This window comes from Pseudomonas shiyinii, assembly GCF_056725765.1.
Genome location: NZ_CM161522.1, coordinates 2,240,176 through 2,256,907, shown reverse-complemented (window position 1 = coordinate 2,256,907; position 16,732 = coordinate 2,240,176). Strand labels below are relative to the sequence as shown.

Sequence of the window (16,732 nt, the reverse complement as noted above, 5' to 3'; positions counted from 1 at the left end):
GGTCCGGTTGGCGATCTTTGAATGAGCCAGCTGCATTTGAGCTCAGTTTTCACCCTTAGCGTTCGTGGCGGGTGAGCAGTTCGAAGAGATTATGGGAATTCAAGGTTCCAGAGACAGCCGGACTCATAACTCGACTAAATGAATATTTAGTGTAGTTATTCCTTGAGGTCATATTATAAGGGCAGGGTAGCTGATCTCGTGAGGTACCTTCGGCGTCATTGACCATCGAGGATTACCACTCAATGACTCATTTTCCAGGCTGGATGCTTGAAAGCGCCCATAACTACCTCAAGGCCGCTGAGCTTCTACACGCCCAAAACCTCCCAGATGTCGCCATGGTCAATGCGGCGCTCGGTATGGAAATCCTGCTGAAAAGCTTTATTTCCTTGCCAGATCAGCACCCAGGTACTTCTGGCGAAACCTACAAGCTCGACGTCGAAGCTCTCAAAACGGCCCACCAGCACCTGCAGTCAATTGGCAAGATTCCACCCAAACAAAAGCGTGATGCTCACGATCTGCTGACGCTGTTTCACGCGATGCCTGCGGCGATTCGAGAGCGCCTGGCCCTTAACAGCCAGGAACATTCATTCGAGCGGTATCGCGATGTGTTCACCAACAGCCGATATCAGTATGAGTCGGTCAGCAGGAAATTTTCCGATCCAGTACTGATGGAGTTGCTACGGTGGACGTTGGCCAACGTGGTTGGCTACTACAAGGAGCGAGGCTCGCAGGATCCGTTAGTGCTGGGTTACATCGCTGAGGTTCAAGCTCGATCTGAAGCGCAGTGATCTAGGCCAGGGGCCTGGCTTCAAATCTGTCCACCCACGGCCCCGGTAGCTCCATAGGAAGCTGCGCATAATGTATATTATGTTAAATTACAGGTCATGTCATAAATGTTCATGAGCTACCTAGGCTGCTGATTCGACAACCCCGTTTTTTGCATCCACTCTCTCAACGGGCCATGTCCTTGGTGTTCATGGCGAGTCATTGCATGGGCTTCCGATGAAGCTGATTCAGTGCCGTTTCTCCTCAGGTCAACGTGTACCGCTGCTCGTGCAGACCGGAGATGCGGCGCCGTTGCCCATGCTAGTCCCATTCATCTACGTTCAACTCAAGTTACGGTACCGTGCGTACAATACGGCTGCGGCGCATCTACGCGCGATCCAGGCTTTCTACATCTATGCGAAAGGCCGAGACCTAGATATCGATGAGGCCATCTTGGCCTGCGACTTCGAGTCGATTTTGGCTTTACTGGATGGTTACGCTATCTGGCTCCAAAGCGGCCGCCACGCCGACAACGTAGTCGCCCAAATCGGCACAACTGCAACGGTACCTTTTCCGCAGATCGATCCGCGTACCCGTGACCAATACCTGCGGCTGTTGAAGCAGTACCTGTCCTGGTGTGTCTCCCGATACATTTCTCGCGCTCGCCAAACTTCAACCTCCCTGGCTAACATCGAGTTGGCATTTGCAGATCTCGCCGACGTCGTTTAACGGCGCTTTGAGAGCCACATCATTAATGCCCGACCCGACCGCACTCGTTACCGCGGCCTGACCGATACCCAACTCCAGATTGTTCGTACACTGATTAGCCCGGGAGCCGCGGAGAATCCGTTTCCGGAACGATTGCAGTTGCGAAATTGGCTAATGATTGAATTGTTGCTGGAGACCGGTATCCGGCGTGGAGAGCCTCTGAAGCTCTACACTACGGATATCAACCAAGGTTCTCAGCACGCCTATGTCACCATCAATGACCGCGAACGTGACCCCGCCGACCCACGTGCTGAAGAGCCTGCGCTGAAAACCCACGGACGAACCGTAGGTATTTCTGCACAGTTGTATGAGGTCTACGAGCACTACATCCAGAGCGAACGGCGTCCTCTACGTGACGGCAAACCAATGAAATTGCTGCACCGCTATCTGTTCATCTCTGACAGAGGCCGCCCGCTGTCGATTCGCGCATTGTCTAACGTCCTCGATCGGCTGTTTCTGACCATTGAACTGGCGCATCCGGGGTTGTTGCCGACTCTTTCTGCGCATGACTTTCGCCACACCTTCGCCGACCGTTTCTTGGCTTACCTGGTCGAGCAGCGTGGGCACGACCTGAAGCGCGCCACGGACGAACTCCGGCGAGTCTGCGGTTGGGCTGAGACTTCGGCGATGCCACGTCGTTATGCAAGTCGTTATCTAGCCGAGTCGGCCAACCACCGTAACGCGCAGCGTGCCTCGGCAGCTTGGGGCCGACTTGACAGTTAAGGAGGTTCGTCGTGCCTAAATCAGCCGATCCCAAACAGGCATCACCCTCCTCCTCTCTTTCGGCCTACGTATTCGAGGGCCCGGCTCTGGTTGCGATTCGAACTCGCACCAATGATCAGCCAAAGTACGTCGATACCCGTTTGCCGGTGTGGACGTGGTACGACGGCGGGCTCGCAATGACAATCGATTGGGCTGCGCTTCAATTGAACTCAGAGTTCATCGAAATTGGGAAGGGCTTCATGGCCTACGCACTTGAGAAATACGCGCCTCGAACAGCGGCAATGTTCGCAGACTCCCTTCGCTCTTTATCTAATACGAACCTAGCGACTGGGCTCCCCTGGGAATCTACTGAGCTAACCTCAGCTCTTGAAGAGTTAAAAAAATCTAGAAGAGCTTTGGTAGGATTTCGAGGGTTTTATCGTTGGGCAAACGATAGAGGAAGCTCCATTAACTGTGGCTCTGGATTAATCCTGTACGCTTAACGTCTTCAAAAACGCGTGACTGCTGTCATCTTTCTACGAGATAAACGTGGGTCGCCCAGAGATAACCAACGCCCTTCAGCTGAGCCATGCAATCCGGCAAAAGTCTTGGATAGCTCAGACTGAACGTACGGTGTAGCCCTAACCTACTACAGAGATGGTACAGATTTTATTGAAGATCAATCTGCTCAGGGTCGTATTGCGACTGTCGCGACCGGTCGGCCTATGGCGAGCAAAAATTTGCGGAAATTAGCGTTGACTCGTGATCCTTGCTATTCATCACTAGTTTTGTATAGTAATTAACATTAGTCATCAGGCTCCGTTCAATCGCCGTCGGCTTCATGCCATTACCCCCTTCCGAAACGCACCGAAGAAATCCAGAAACGTCTGTGTGCTGACATCAGCGGAGTCGCTAATTTCTAAGGCTGTGTCCCTAAATGGAGCAAGAGGCCATCAAATGCATACTGCACTGAAAAAGAACCCGCATATGCGGGTTTTATATTGACTTGTGTTGACTCTATGAAGCGTTCACACTGAGCGATTGGCTACAACAGTAATTCACGATATGTGCTTGAACAGCAGCCCTGTCGGCGAATTTTCACGGGCATTTTGTTCTGCCTGAAGATCCTTATACTTTGTCCTGATGTCTTTAAGATTAGGCAAACCAACCATTCCTAAAACACCACCTAGCGCGCCTAGTGCCACACTTCCTGTCAGAGCCCCCGCCACTCCAATTGTTCCGGCAGCCAGGCATGATGCAACGTCGATTCCGTAAAGCTTGAGTTTTTTATTACGTGCTTCTTTCAACGACGCCTGGTGCGCCGCGAAAGCACGATCCAGGTTTTCGACGACTTGGTCGGCCGTCCGGAAGTAGTTTTCTGGTCGCACTTTGATCAGCTCAGAAACTCCCTGCCCTAGCAAAGACCTAAGCTCCCCAGCCAAACCGGCCTTCCGGATATTCAGCACTGTTTCCGGAGGAACGTTGCCAAGCCACTCCAAATTTTTATTTGCCTCAGCGCTCAATGCACGCATTACATGCATACTCTTTCGATCATCAGTTGGACGCTCCACTGCTCCACCTTGGTAGTCCAACATCCAATTAAAGTACTTCCACGACGTTTCCGCACCTATAAATGGTGTCCCACCAAAGTGATTAGCGCACTGTTGAGAGGCCAATGCCTGGGGCATGCGCCCCAAGCAAGCATACAGCACATGATTTCCTGCTATAGCGGGGTCCAAGCCTGGGGTGCGTCCTTCTTTCAAAGCCTTGGTCAGTTGCGCACGAGCATCTCTCCCCCACTCGGTATCAATGATCAATCGATCAGTACCTTTAAGCTCAGCTAGTACGGCGTCAACAGAATGCAGCTCTCCACAAAAATCTACCAAGTGTTCAACGGACTCAAATTCACGACCAAACAGGTAGCCGCCATGATTACAGGACAGAGGCCGGCTCTGCTCAGCTAGCAGCTCCCTATCCTCACTATTCATATCCCTTGGGTTAGGTGAAATGACCACCAACGGAGGGTCTACTTCAGCTAGCGCGATGTCCCTGTACGTCATCGCATTCAAAACGTGCTTAATAAATAGCTCAATGACCTGTTTGGCTGGCAATGCCTCAAAGAGCGGGGCGATCTTGAGAATCGGGCAAGGAAGCACGATCGTGTCGATGTAAAGGCCAGCAGTGGATACAACGTTTTCCCAATGCGCGGGAAACAGGTCACCAGAGAAGGTAGCCTTGAACTGCTGGCCATCTTGAAGGTGGAACGCTGCGGGATCTGACACCGATAACCAGAATTCTCTGATACCCTCTGCGAGTTCAGGCAGAGCTTTCGTACAATGGTTTACCAAATCGTCATTCCTCACCGCAACTGCAGCCGCCTGTGCAGGTGTCGCATCAGCCTTGACCATCTGTTTGTAAAGAAAATCGAATTCTCGGAACAAAAAATCGAAATAAACGCTCTGGATTTTTTGTAAGCTTACCGACTTTTTAGATTCATCTCGATAGGCGAAGGCTTTGATGGCCAAAGTCATGGCACGAATCCGGCCATCAACGGTTGTCGGATCAACTAAGCCGTCAGGTCGTAACCTAATCGCCATTAAACTCTCTCTGAAGCCATCTACCAGATGCGCTGCTATATGAAGTTTCCCCTCATCGAGCCGGGCTCGGAGCAAGAAGACTCTATCCGTGAGATCCTGAACTTCTTCTTCAGAGTATTGGCGCATCCTGATCGTCTCTTCATATTTGATGGTGAATAGGCACTAACGCCCCGTAGACATTCTATGGCAGATTACACTGCAAGCGCACGCGGCCTTGCATTCATCGTTGCAAAGGATCGCCCGCTTGCTGCACACAGCTTAATCCCCTTCCTCCGCGACATTCTGGATCGGTGTAGCTTACCTTCCAACTCTATAGTGCTCACTCCATGAGGCGCAGCTTGCAACATGGGCGGCGAGCTCTGGCTGGGATATCAAAACGCTGATGGAGTACGTGGGCTGGAGTGATATGAAATCAGCGCTTCGCTAGGTTGAGCCTGCGCAGCAGTTTGGTGGGCTCATTAGGAAGCCTGAAGCGTGATAAGGAGTGTGCAGATGCGATGGCCGATTAAGCCAACCAGAGCCGCTGAATCGAGAAGGCAGAATTGCCCCTGTTTTCGTAGACGCTCCAAGCCTGACAGGCTGGGCGAGCTCCAGGCTTTTTTGAAGGTGCACGGAATAGCCATAAAATGACGGCTCAATTACGTTTGCTCCAAACCACAATCCGCTTGGCTTCAGGTTTGACGGTCCCCACAAAACCCCTTGTAGCAAGTGCATCGATCAGTCGGCGATCCACATCATGAACCGGGAAATTCACGCGCCTCTTTTTGAGTAAAGCCTGATACTCCTCACCCGCGAGTGGCAACACTTCAGCCACTTCTAGCCAACTGCAGCCCATTGAGAGAGCATGAATCAGTAGATTGATCCGCTGCTCTCTAGAAAGCGCCCCAGTCGGAAGCAGCCTCAGTATCGTCGGAAGGTAGGCCATCGGGAATCGCAATCCATCACGTGTTGCGCGATCACACACCCCAGCCAATGCTTCAACGGCACCTTCGCATGTGTCATAGGCATCGCCGGGAATGCCCGACCAAATCTCGATGGCTTCAGCTGTCGAGCATACCTCTGCATTGCTGAGCTCAAGGGCCAACGACACCGGTAACGCTGACATGTCCATCTGGTCACGGGCGACACCCCACCGGTGGATGAGGTAAGCCCCTAGGTAAGAGAAAGCGTGATCGGTAATGAATGCCTGAATCTCCTCTCTGTACTCGACCATGTCACCGTTGGCGAACACCGCCCAACGATTGCCAGGCGCCGCGGTGTCCATGACAACGCCTGGGCTCAACACGACCTTCGAGAGAAGCGTACGAAGGGTTGCATTGTCGACTTGCGGCGCGCGAATGAGGAAAGTCTGCAAGTCATCGTTGCGATTCGCGTCCTGCCATAATTCTTCAGCCAGGTTTTGAGCGTTGTGCTTGAGGTAATCAACGAATGTAGCCAGTGCTGACTCACCCAAATCGACGAAGTCTTTGGATTCATTATCAGCTACAATCGCCCGATTGAAGTACGTCCAAGCCGCATCACTAACAGGGTGAACACGTCCCGCCATCAGGATCTTCGTCCATAACGAGGTCGGTACCGCGTCAAGGTCAGTCACGCTGCAAGTTGTCTTTTCGAGCAATACCTCCAGTGTGTAGGGTTCTCTCTGACAAAGTCCGAACAAGGCCACGAGCGATTCCGGTGTCTCTTCGAGCACCCCCTCTTGGCTTACGAGCTGCGCCACGAACCCGTCCGGATCCTCCTCGATCATGCTGTCCAGGCCAGTAATTTCCAGCTTGCTGAGCCGTTGGTAAGTTACCCTATCGCTCTGATTACCCGGATCCAGTGTCCGGCAGAGCAATTGCAGCATTTTGAGGTTCAGTGCCAAACACCCCCACTCCACCATTTGCCGCAGATCTGCAGCCGTGGCACTCGAATCAAGGTTCGAGAATTGCGCCGGTAGCTCCCTGACCCACCTCCATCCGCTCTGGTTGCTCGCAATCTTCGCGGTGACAACCGATGCCTCACGAAGCTCACTGATGGCCTTCCGTAGCCCGCGAGGCTTATCGTCGAGTGTTTGCATCTCCTTGGGTGTCAGGACATCCAGAAGCGCAACGAGGAACTGCTGCCTCAAGGTGGGGGCTTTAAACCGATCATGGTTAAGCAATAAAGGGATGAGGTCGCGGTCTGCGTCATAAATAGCTCTTATGAGCGCCGTGGCCTGCAACCGAGGGGTAATCGATGCAACAGCCTCGGCGAAACGCTCTGTGTAATCATGACCACTTCGAAGGATTAAGCGGAGCTTGTCCTTCCTGGCAGCCGCGTCATCCTTGTGCGTGTGCAGTAGCTCATGGATGAGATCAACCATGATACCGCGCCCGCCATCTACCGACTCCAGATCCAGCTTTCTGACCACAAGCTCCGGATTATGTATCGGGGTGGTTACATCGTACTCCTCACCCCGAACCATTCCCATTATGAGGTTCTTGTCCGACTGGGTGAGTGAGCCTTCGTAGAAATAGCCGAGGTAATCGACATAGTCAGTGTCGAAGAAGCCGCGGTGAACCAGGAAGACGATGAGTTCCAACCCCTTCAGACGCTTGGCAACTTCATTGCCGTACCCCATGGATACAATCTGTCGGAAGCCTGCCGTCTTGAGACGCTGCACCTTGCGTCGATTCGTGTCGAACTGCTCATCCAGCTCATCAAGCGAGGTCTGGAAAAGCTCCAGGCGCTCATCGTAACGAGCTGCTTGCAGAGCCTTTTTAGATAGGACGGCTTGTCCGCCATCCTGCCAGTGTGAAATCACCATAGGTTGCACGCTTCGGCATGCTACTACCTGGGCGAACACAGAATCAGATACGAAGTCCAACAGCGTGAAGGTAGTCCCGCCATCTAGCCGAACGTGGTTTGCAGTTGGCTTACTCCCAAGTTTCAAAATCTCAAACCAGACCGACATTCGCAAGTGCTCCACACTATCGGCCACCTCGTCTTCACGTACTGCACGCTGATCCTTTAGCGCTTGAGCTTCCGCATCGAGCAATTCTGTTTGAGCTTTTACCCACTTTGCGTAGCCATCAACGACGCCGTAGATCGCGCCCCGCCGCTTGACCAAGTCCGCATAGGCATTAGGGTGCAGGTTTCGAATCGCAACCATGGCAAACAGCTTGTTGGGATCCAGCTCCAGACCGTCGTTGGCCAGTACATTCGCGTAGACGTCATACTCGTTGACGATATTCTTGATCAGCCGCATTTCGTCGATGTAGTAGCACACCGCCTCTATGAGTTTGCGATTCAATCCATCATCGAGCGGTTTGCCGGCCACCTGGCGCGCCTTCATGAGCTCGACCAGCTTCTCCCTGGAGTTCTCGGAGTTGATCACAGGGATGATGGGGATGATGAGGTCGAAGAATTTCGTCTTGTCAGTGACCGTGAACAGCTCATCACGGATGGCGTAGACGAAATGGACAGAACGCCTAACCTGAGGTGATCGCTGGATGATGAAGTTGATCTCTCGCAGCCTGAAGAAGATGTCCTGGATGTCGAAACGATCCAGATCTTCGATGACCACTACGCTGATATCACTGCGCTCGAAGCAATAGAGGATCTCATCGACGTTTTTATGAAGCACTGATCCATGATGAGTTGCCTCAAGCTTGCCCCCCTTGAGGGTCAGGCCGTCGATGGTGAACAGGGACATGAACTTCAACCCCGAATACAACAGATAGACAGCACCAACGGCCACGCCAGCCAATGCCGCAGACTCGGGAAGAAGCATCAATCCCTGGATCAGCCATTCCAGCGACACGGTTTTTATCATCGCAAGCTTGGGTACATAGAGCCTCAAGGCGCAGACGGCAAGCAGAGTAAAACCGAGGGTGCGCATGCAGATACTGAGGGTTGAGGCTTGGACTATCCGCTTCAGGCGAGTCTTGGGCACTTTCGCTGCGGGCACCGCGTAGAGCAGTTGCTGGACGATGGTCTCTTCAATGCGATTGACCAAATCGACATCGGTTGGTGTGTGCTCGGCCCCAGTAGCAGCCGGGCCCTCAGGTTCCGAGTCAGTGTCGGAAGGTTGACCACTCGGCTGAGGTGTCAAACCCGAGGTGGGTTTGCTGAAGGTCGCTAGGGACACATAGGTGTGGTTGAACTGTGGATGATTGCTGAAGAACGTCTTCAGCACGCTGCTCTTGCCCGCGCCATAGCTACCTGTGAGCGCGATGTTCAGAACATTGGGGTTTTCTAGTGCATGTAGCAGCTCACGCTCATACCGGGCCGATCGGCCATCCGTCACAATGACGGGAGTCAAGGGCTCAAAGAAGGGGTCAACGTTGTCCCCCTGGTGACGGGTAGAAAGCACCCTCCACGCGGCTCTCCCTCCAACCACAAGCGCTTCCCACGCCAAGCCTAGACGACTTTTGATAGCTCCCAGCATCTACCCCGATCTCATGCAATGGCCTTCCGTGTCCCGCTGAGCAGGCGAATGACCGCTAATAGTCCAGTCGATGCAGCTTTGGCGCTGCAACAAAATCCATAGAGGCTATATGCCATATTCGGTCGCGAAACACCACGTAAGCGCACCTCTTGCTGAAGTGGAACATACCTGAACCATCCGGACGGATGGGCGACGAGACTAATGACGGGAAAGCTAGATCTATGAACACCAATCGATGAACAGATGCGTTCATTTCAGGAGCACTGAGCTAGTAATTGAGCGCTTTTGTGGCGCTTATGGACATTCGACATCGCCCACTTGTTAAATCATGTATTATTAGGAGCTTGCGGTCCTCAATTTGAAATGCCTTGGATGCCATTGAGACTTACCGTCACGTTCCCCCTCCACCACTAAAAATCCACCTTTCCGCGACCCGCCTTGACTTCACTCCGCCTGGCCTTTCCTTCGAGGCGCCGGGTCTTGGACCCAAGGGTCGGCTTGGTGGGACGGCGCTTCTTCTCGGTCTTGCCGGCAGCGATGATCAACTCGGCAAGACGTGCCAATGCGTCTGCGCGGTTCTGCTCCTGGGTGCGGTATTGCTGGGCCTTGATAATCAATACGCCATCGCCGGTGATGCGACTGTCACGCAACGCCAGCAGCCGTTCTTTGTAAAACTCAGGCAGCGACGATGCCAGGATATCGAAGCGCAGATGCACGGCGCTGGACACTTTGTTGACATTCTGCCCGCCCGCGCCTTGTGCGCGAATGTATGTGAGCTCGATGTCGGTGTCCGGCAGGCATACGTTATTTGAGATGGTCAGCATGGCATGGTCCTGGTAATTAGCACCTGCTGAGACTTTACGCCTTTTTTATTCGACATTTCCCCAGGGTCCCCAATACTCCCGGCATCCAATCTTCGGATTCACTCGATGCCACTCCCAGCATTGCGCTTCATCGCCTTCATCATCGGTGTCTTCCTGATCACCTTGGCTGTGAGCATGGTGATCCCCATGGCCACCCTGCTGGTCTATAACCGCAGTGACGATCTGGGCGCGTTCGTCTGGTCGAGCCTGATCGCGCTCTGTGCCGGCCTGTTGATGATCGCCCGAGGCATTCCTGAGGCTCCGCAACTGCGCGCCAGGGACATGTACATGCTGACGACCGCCAGCTGGATCATCGTCTGCGCGTTCGCGGCGTTGCCCATGGTGTTCATCCGGCATATCAGCTACACGGATGCTTTCTTCGAAACCATGTCGGGCATCACCACGACCGGCTCTACAGTGTTGACTGGTCTGGATACGGCGTCGCCCGGGCTGTTGATCTGGCGGTCCCTGTTGCATTGGCTTGGCGGCATCGGCTTTATCGGCATGGCGGTCGCGATCTTGCCCTTGCTGCGTGTGGGCGGCATGCGCCTGTTTCAGACCGAGTCGTCGGATTGGTCGGACAAGGTCACGCCACGCTCGCATGTAGCGGCCAAGATGATTCTTGTGACCTATCTCGCCTTGACCGCCATGGGTGCGCTGGCGCTTTGGGTTGCAGGCATGACGCCGTTCGAGGCCGTCAATCATGCGATGTCGTTGATTTCCACGGGCGGTTTCTCGACGTCCGATGCTTCACTGGGTCATTGGACACAACCTGCAGTGCACTGGCTGGCAGTCGTGATCATGATCCTCGGCAGCCTGCCGTTCACGTTGTACGTGGCCACGTTGCGTGGGCATCACGGTGCCTTGTTCAGCGACCACCAAGTTCGGGGTTTCCTTGGTTTTCTGCTCTTCGTATGGGTCACAGTCGGCACCTGGCTGTGCTGGCATAGCGACCTGTCCTGGTGGGACGCCTTTCGTGTCGTTGCGGTGAACGTCACCTCGGTGGTTACCACCACCGGCATCGCCGTTGGAGACTACACACTTTGGGGTAGCTTCTCGGTTCTGTTGTTCTTCTATCTGACGTTCATCGGTGGCTGCTCAGGCTCCACGGCCGGGGGCCTGAAGATCTTCCGTTTCCAGGTGGCGGCCGCGCTGTTGGTCAGCAACCTTAAGCAATTGACGCATCCGCGGGCAGTGATTTCGAAGAAATACAATGGGCACCCGATCGATGAAGAGATCGTTCGTTCATTGCTGACATTCTCTTTCTTTTTCTCCATCACCATCGCCGTCATCGCACTGGGCCTTGCCTTGATCGGGCTCGACTGGACCACGGCACTGACCGGTGCAGCCACCGCCGTGTGCAACGTCGGGCCAGGGCTGGGCGCGATCATCGGCCCTGTAGGCAACTTCGCGTCGCTGCCGGACGCTGCCAAATGGCTGCTGACGGTGGGCATGCTGCTCGGTCGGCTCGAGATTCTCACCGTGTTGGTCCTGGTCTCCCCTGCTTTCTGGCGATTCTAAGCGATGTAGAAAAGCACTGACGGCCAACAGGCCAGCGTGGCCATGGCGGCAAATTGGGCTTATCTCTCGTTATGTCGTAAAGTGGCCGATTGCCGAAAGAACCGTCATGGCCCTAGCCATGAAGGGCTTTCATCCTTTACAAGCGAAAGTGGTGAAGATGAACAAGCCTTTCATTTCGCTGTGCCCTGAAATCACTCGGGCACACGCGCTGATGCTGATGGATTGGTTGCAGGATGAGCGCGTTACCTGTTACTTGAGCGATTCGCGTCACGTCTCCCGCTCCATCGAGCAAGCCATCGATCGGACGCAATTGCCGATCCTGACCCACCTGTTCAACCGTGGCGGCCGATTCTTCATCGCCTATGACCGGCATGACGCCCCGGTGGGTTTTGTCCGCCTCGTCAAGACCGGCTCGGATTGCGAGATCGTGCTGGCCATCGGAGACCGCAAAAAATGGGGTCGGCGGCTTGGTCTGCGCACGATCCGCGAAGGCATGAAACTGGCCTTCTTCGACATGCGCGCGGCGAAACTGATTGCCAAGATCCACCCTGACAACACGCGTTCGTTGCAAGCCTTCCTGCGCAGCGGCTTTGTGCTGGAGAGCGAAACACCGACATTGAAGTCGTTTTCCATGACGCTGGTGCGCTATCGCCAGTTATTGCGCGAAGGTGTCGTCAGCGATTGCTCTGGGATCTACATCACTGAAATCGACAAAGCCAGGCTCGAGCGCTTGATTGCGCTTGAGCAAGGCCCGGCCGTTGTCGACCTCGAACATGAACTCGAGCGGGCCATTGTCGTCAAGCCGCAGAAGGTGGCGAGTACCGTTGTCACGATGAACTCCAAGGTCTTGCTGCAGCTGGACGATGAAGAGATCGAGGTCGCCTTGGTCTACCCTGAAGACGCGGACAGCAGCGCGGGGAAGCATTCCGTGTGTTCCGACATTGGTGCGGCCATTCTGGGCTACCAGGAGGGGGACGCCATCGATTGGCGAATTTCTGAACGCAATCGCCGGATCGAGATCAGGAAAGTGCTTTACCAACCGGAGACTGCGGGGCATTTTCACCTGTAGCCACACGCCGGCTACAGTGCGATACACGATGGGCCTTGCTCGACACATCCCAGATAAACGCCATTGGCACCATGGCTCCACCACGCGGCGGCATCCCGCTCGCCGCATTCCCTCCGGAGCCTGCCATGAACCGAACCGCTGACACCGCCAACCTGTATGGTTGGCGCCTGTTTTCCTTGTTGTCCGTGCTGGTGCTCATCGCCGCCGCACTGGCCCTATGGGCCCAGCCGCAATGGGTGGATGCCTTGCGTAGCGCCATCAGGGTCACCGCGTGCACGTCCTTTGCCCTGTTCCTGGCGACTTTTCTCGCCTCGTCGATGGCAGCCCTGGTGCCCAGCCCACTGACCCGAGGTCTGCTGCGAGAGCGACGCTTCCTAGGGCTGGCATTCGCGTTCTCCCATGCCGTGCATGCGGTGCTGATCATCCTGTACGCGAACGGGTTTCCCGAATCGTTCTGGCATGGGCGCAGCGCCGCCACGAATATTCCAGGTTCGATCGGCTATGTGTTCATCCTTTTGTTGACAGTCACCTCCTTCCCCGCCGTGGCCAAGTTGCTCGGTGCCCGTTTATGGAAGGCGCTGCACAGCACGGGGACCTGGGTGATCGCCGGTGTGTTCCTGCTGTCCTTCTACAAGCGTTTGCCCATGGGGTCTTGGTATCCACTGGCGTTCGCGCTGATGTTCAGCGCGATCTTCTTCAAACTGACCGCCAAATGGGCCTTGCGTCTACGCCGCAACGCTCGCGCAGGAACAGAGCGAACCACAGTGGCTTGAGCGATGGAGATGCGGCTCGGGCGGCTCGAGATGCAGGTCCTGCTCTCCCCTGCTTTCTGGCGATTCCCGGCCCGGCGGGGTCGATTCAAAGCCCGAGCTCACTCAACCCAGGGTGATCGTCCGGTCGCCGCCCTAACGGCCAATGGTACTTGCGCTCGCTTTCGGCAATCGGCAGGTCATTGATACTGGAGAACCGCCGCTGCATCAGCCCGTTCGCGGCGAACTCCCAGTTTTCGTTGCCGTACGAGCGGAACCAGTTACCCGAATCGTCGTGCCATTCGTACGCATAACGGACTGCGATACGGTTATCCGCAAACGCCCACAGCTCCTTGATCAACCGGTAGTCGAGCTCCTTGTGCCATTTGCGTTCAAGAAATGCCTGCACCTGGGCGCGGCCTTCGATGAACTCGGCGCGGTTGCGCCAATGGGTATCTTCCGTATACGCCAGCGCCACTTTGGCCGGGTCGCGTGAGTTCCAACCGTCTTCAGCGCCACGGACTTTCTGGATGGCCGTTTCCAAGGTGAACGGCGGCAAGGGTGGACGCAGTGCTTCGGTCATTTCGGTGCCCTCTGTAAATGATCTGGCGCATTAAGCTATAGCTCAAGCAAGTCGACATCGCGTCGCTTTTCTATTCCAAAACAGGTCACACACATCAACCAAACTAAGCGGTTTGGTTATAAGATAGACCCATTCATTCTTTCCTCTCCCTCCCGCTCCCCTGCCAGAATCCATCTCGCCAGCGGTCTACCACCGTCGCTCTACAACGGGCCTTTCCTATCCGCAATCGCCCGCTCTCGCCCATCCCAGGAGCTGCATATTCATGAAGAAACTCACTGCCCTCACCATCCTCGCCCTGGTCGTCCTTTCCGGCGCGGCCCATGCCGATCGCCTGGCGGATATCAAGCAAGCCGGTGTGCTGCGTGTCGCTGCCTTCGACAGCAACCCACCGTTCGGCTTCGTCGATGCCAAGAGCAAGCAGATCGAAGGCCTCGACGTGGATTACGCCAAAGCGTTGGCCGACAAGCTCGGCGTCAAGCTCCAGGTGCTGCCAACCAACCCGGCCAACCGTGTGCCGCTGCTGACGGCGAACAAGGTCGACCTGGTGCTGGCCAACTTCACCATCACCCCGGAACGTGCACAGCAGGTGGACTTCAGCATCCCCTACTTCTCCTCAGGGCAGCAGTTCATCGTCAAGAAAGGCAGCCTGAAAAGCCCGGACGATCTGAACAAATGGCGCGTCGGCGTCGACAAGGGCACGGTCAACGAAGGGGTGCTGCGCGACAAGTTCCCCGGCGCCAAGGTCATCGCCTACGACGACACGCCGTTTGCCTTCACGGCGCTGCGCAACGGCCAGGTACAGGCCATCACCCAGGACGGCCCGAAGCTGATCGGGTTGTTGGCCAACGTGCCGGACAAGGACAAGTACGAAGTGCCGCCCTTCACCATCTCCAACGACTTGATCGGTGTCGGCATCCCCAAGGGCGAGACGGCCCTGGCCGACTTCGTCAACCAGAGCCTGCGCGACCTCGAAGCCAACGGCCAGGCACAGAAGATCTACGACACCTGGTTCGGCCCCCAGACCAAGACCCCGCTCGCGCGCCTGTACAAGATCGGCGACAAGAGCTGATCGCGCCGCTGCAACCGCGCGCCTCACGCCCGTAAGGCGCGCGACTCGTTTCGTTCGCTGGAACCCCCTCGATGTTCGGTGACCTCCTCGCCCCGCGTTACCTGCTCCTGCTGCTCGACGGTTTCTTGATCAGCCTGGGCCTTGCCCTGCTTAGTTGCGTGCTCGCCACGCTGATCGGCGCACCATTGGCCATCGCCCGCCTTGCGCGCAGGCGGCGGTGTGCCTGGCCGGCGCGTGCCTATCTGGCCGCCTTTCGCAATACCCCGCTGCTGGTGCAGTTGTTCTTCTGGTACTTCGGTGTGCCGGCGCTGTTGCCGGAAACTCTGGTGGCCTGGCTCAACACGCCGCATCAATGGCTTGGCTTGCCGTGGCCTTCGTTCGAGTTCCTCGCCGCGGCCTGGGGGCTGACGCTCTATACCGCGGCCTTCGTTGCCGAGGAAATCCGCGCCGGCATCGCCTCGGTACGCCCGCAGCAGCGAGCGGCGGGCCTGGCGCTGGGGCTGCAGCCGGCACAGGTGTGGCGGGTGGTGGTGTTGCCCCAGGCGCTGCGTACTGCGCTGCCGCCGTTGCTGGGCCAGTACATGAATGCGCTGAAGAACTCCTCCCTGGCCATGGCTATTGGCCTTGCCGAACTGTCCTACGCCTCGCGCCAGGTGGAGACCGAGACCTTCAAGACCTTCCAGGCCTTCGGCGTCGCCACCCTCCTCTACATCGGTGCGATCGCGCTCATCGAAGCCCTGGGCCAAGCCCTGCAGCACAGCCGCCGCTACCGTCAGGGAGGGGCGTGAGCCATGGACTTCTCGGTGGTTGTCGACAATCTGCAATACCTATTGATGGGCGCCTATCCCGACGGGCCGATCGGTGGCGCCGTGCTGACCGTCCTGCTGGCGTTGTTCTCTGGCCTGACCTCAGCCGTGCTGGGCCTGGGGCTGGGTATCGCCCTGGCGGTGTTGCGTGGCTGGCCACGCTGGGTATTGGTGACGGTACTGGGGTTCTTTCGCGCCATCCCGGTACTGATGCTGATCTTCTGGAGCTACTTCCTGCTGCCGATCGTGTTCAAGGTCGACGTGCCGGCGTTGGCCACGGTGGTCTGCGCATTGTCATTGATCGGCGGCGCCTACCTTGCGCACTCGGTGTACGCGGGCATCCACAGCCTGCCCGCCGGGCAATGGGCGGCGGCGAAAGCCTTGGGCCTGCGACCTTGGCAGGTACTGCGTCTGGTGATATTGCCCCAGGCGTTGCCGATCATGCTGCCGTCGTTCCTCAATCAATGGGTCTCGTTGATCAAGGACACCTCGCTGGCCTACGTGATCGGGGTGGGCGAGCTGTCGTTCGTGGCGACCCAGGTGAGCAACCGGGTGATGGTGCATCCCACGGAAATCTACCTGTTCGTTGCCCTGCTCTACTTTCTGTTCTGCTCCATGCTCGACCTGTTTGCCGGGTCGCTCGCCAAGTCTCGTAGCCCGGGGCAGCCAAAGATGCACTGACGTTATTCTGGCCATGACCTGCAAGGCTTCAACGACGTCCACCCGATCGGTCGCGTTGGTACATCAGAGAATGTCGCTGACGTGATAACCTTCTTGCTTCCAAGGCCTGCTAGGTCACCGGCGCGATCAGGGACGTGGACGGCGGTGT

11 protein-coding genes and 1 pseudogene are annotated in these 16,732 nt (G+C 56.1%); 8 read left to right on the top strand and 4 right to left on the bottom strand.

Annotated elements, in window-relative coordinates:
* Positions 1 to 242 precede the first annotated feature (242 nt).
* Positions 243 to 788, top strand: coding sequence for a hypothetical protein (locus tag ACXHGZ_RS10225; protein WP_480463688.1), 546 nt, complete (start codon positions 243 to 245; stop codon positions 786 to 788).
* Between the two features lie 214 nt (positions 789 to 1,002).
* Positions 1,003 to 2,256, top strand: a pseudogene (locus ACXHGZ_RS10220) (tyrosine-type recombinase/integrase).
* Between the two features lie 1,037 nt (positions 2,257 to 3,293).
* Here ACXHGZ_RS10220 and ACXHGZ_RS10215 read toward each other — a convergent pair.
* The 3 genes from ACXHGZ_RS10215 to arfB all read right to left on the bottom strand — a co-directional run bounded on the left by ACXHGZ_RS10215 (position 3,294) and on the right by arfB (position 10,067).
* Positions 3,294 to 4,958 carry a hypothetical protein gene (locus tag ACXHGZ_RS10215; protein WP_480463687.1) on the bottom strand — a complete coding sequence of 555 codons (1,665 nt, stop codon included), beginning with the start codon at positions 4,956 to 4,958 and terminating at the stop codon, positions 3,294 to 3,296.
* 508 nt (positions 4,959 to 5,466) lie between these two features.
* The gene (locus tag ACXHGZ_RS10210; protein ID WP_480463686.1) at positions 5,467 to 9,168 is read right to left on the bottom strand and encodes a YobI family P-loop NTPase; all 3,702 of its coding nucleotides are present in this window, start codon (positions 9,166 to 9,168) and stop codon (positions 5,467 to 5,469) included.
* A gap of 485 nt (positions 9,169 to 9,653) precedes the next feature.
* A complete protein-coding gene (arfB, locus tag ACXHGZ_RS10205) occupies positions 9,654 to 10,067 on the bottom strand; it encodes an alternative ribosome rescue aminoacyl-tRNA hydrolase ArfB (protein ID WP_480463685.1) in 414 nt (137 codons plus the stop codon).
* 105 nt (positions 10,068 to 10,172) lie between these two features.
* On the opposite strand from arfB, the gene ACXHGZ_RS10200 reads away from it, so the two are divergent.
* The 3 genes from ACXHGZ_RS10200 to ACXHGZ_RS10190 all read left to right on the top strand — a co-directional run bounded on the left by ACXHGZ_RS10200 (position 10,173) and on the right by ACXHGZ_RS10190 (position 13,469).
* A complete protein-coding gene (locus tag ACXHGZ_RS10200; RefSeq protein WP_480463684.1) occupies positions 10,173 to 11,627 on the top strand; it encodes a TrkH family potassium uptake protein in 1,455 nt (484 codons plus the stop codon).
* Between the two features lie 106 nt (positions 11,628 to 11,733).
* Positions 11,734 to 12,696, top strand: a complete 963-nt coding sequence (locus ACXHGZ_RS10195; protein WP_480463683.1) for a bifunctional GNAT family N-acetyltransferase/nucleoside diphosphate kinase regulator — start codon at positions 11,734 to 11,736, stop codon at positions 12,694 to 12,696.
* A 125-nt stretch (positions 12,697 to 12,821) separates the two neighbouring features.
* On the top strand, positions 12,822 to 13,469 hold the full coding sequence (locus tag ACXHGZ_RS10190) for a hypothetical protein (RefSeq protein ID WP_480463682.1): 648 nt from the start codon (positions 12,822 to 12,824) through the stop codon (positions 13,467 to 13,469).
* A gap of 85 nt (positions 13,470 to 13,554) precedes the next feature.
* Here ACXHGZ_RS10190 and ACXHGZ_RS10185 read toward each other — a convergent pair whose 3' ends face one another.
* Positions 13,555 to 14,028, bottom strand: a complete 474-nt coding sequence (locus ACXHGZ_RS10185) for a nuclear transport factor 2 family protein (protein ID WP_084857874.1) — start codon at positions 14,026 to 14,028, stop codon at positions 13,555 to 13,557.
* A gap of 262 nt (positions 14,029 to 14,290) precedes the next feature.
* Here ACXHGZ_RS10185 and ACXHGZ_RS10180 point away from each other — a divergent pair, with 262 nt between their 5' ends.
* The 3 genes from ACXHGZ_RS10180 (at position 14,291) to ACXHGZ_RS10170 (ending at position 16,584) form a co-directional block, all read left to right on the top strand.
* The gene (locus ACXHGZ_RS10180; RefSeq protein ID WP_084857875.1) at positions 14,291 to 15,097 is read left to right on the top strand and encodes an ABC transporter substrate-binding protein; all 807 of its coding nucleotides are present in this window, start codon (positions 14,291 to 14,293) and stop codon (positions 15,095 to 15,097) included.
* A 71-nt stretch (positions 15,098 to 15,168) separates the two neighbouring features.
* Entirely contained in the window at positions 15,169 to 15,885 is a 717-nt protein-coding gene (locus tag ACXHGZ_RS10175) for an amino acid ABC transporter permease (protein WP_084857876.1), read from the top strand.
* A 3-nt stretch (positions 15,886 to 15,888) separates the two neighbouring features.
* Positions 15,889 to 16,584, top strand: a complete 696-nt coding sequence (locus ACXHGZ_RS10170) for an amino acid ABC transporter permease (protein ID WP_084857877.1) — start codon at positions 15,889 to 15,891, stop codon at positions 16,582 to 16,584.
* Positions 16,585 to 16,732 lie beyond the last annotated feature (148 nt).

Coding starts and splice junctions, on each gene's coding strand:
- ACXHGZ_RS10225 (WP_480463688.1), top strand. CDS start 243: ATGACTCATTTTCCAGGCTGGATGCTTGAAAGCGCCCATAACTACCTC.
- ACXHGZ_RS10215 (WP_480463687.1), bottom strand. CDS start 4,958: ATGCGCCAATACTCTGAAGAAGAAGTTCAGGATCTCACGGATAGAGTC.
- arfB (WP_480463685.1), bottom strand. CDS start 10,067: ATGCTGACCATCTCAAATAACGTATGCCTGCCGGACACCGACATCGAG.
- ACXHGZ_RS10200 (WP_480463684.1), top strand. CDS start 10,173: ATGCCACTCCCAGCATTGCGCTTCATCGCCTTCATCATCGGTGTCTTC.
- ACXHGZ_RS10195 (WP_480463683.1), top strand. CDS start 11,734: ATGGCCCTAGCCATGAAGGGCTTTCATCCTTTACAAGCGAAAGTGGTG.
- ACXHGZ_RS10190 (WP_480463682.1), top strand. CDS start 12,822: ATGAACCGAACCGCTGACACCGCCAACCTGTATGGTTGGCGCCTGTTT.
- ACXHGZ_RS10185 (WP_084857874.1), bottom strand. CDS start 14,028: ATGACCGAAGCACTGCGTCCACCCTTGCCGCCGTTCACCTTGGAAACG.
- ACXHGZ_RS10180 (WP_084857875.1), top strand. CDS start 14,291: ATGAAGAAACTCACTGCCCTCACCATCCTCGCCCTGGTCGTCCTTTCC.
- ACXHGZ_RS10175 (WP_084857876.1), top strand. CDS start 15,169: ATGTTCGGTGACCTCCTCGCCCCGCGTTACCTGCTCCTGCTGCTCGAC.
- ACXHGZ_RS10170 (WP_084857877.1), top strand. CDS start 15,889: ATGGACTTCTCGGTGGTTGTCGACAATCTGCAATACCTATTGATGGGC.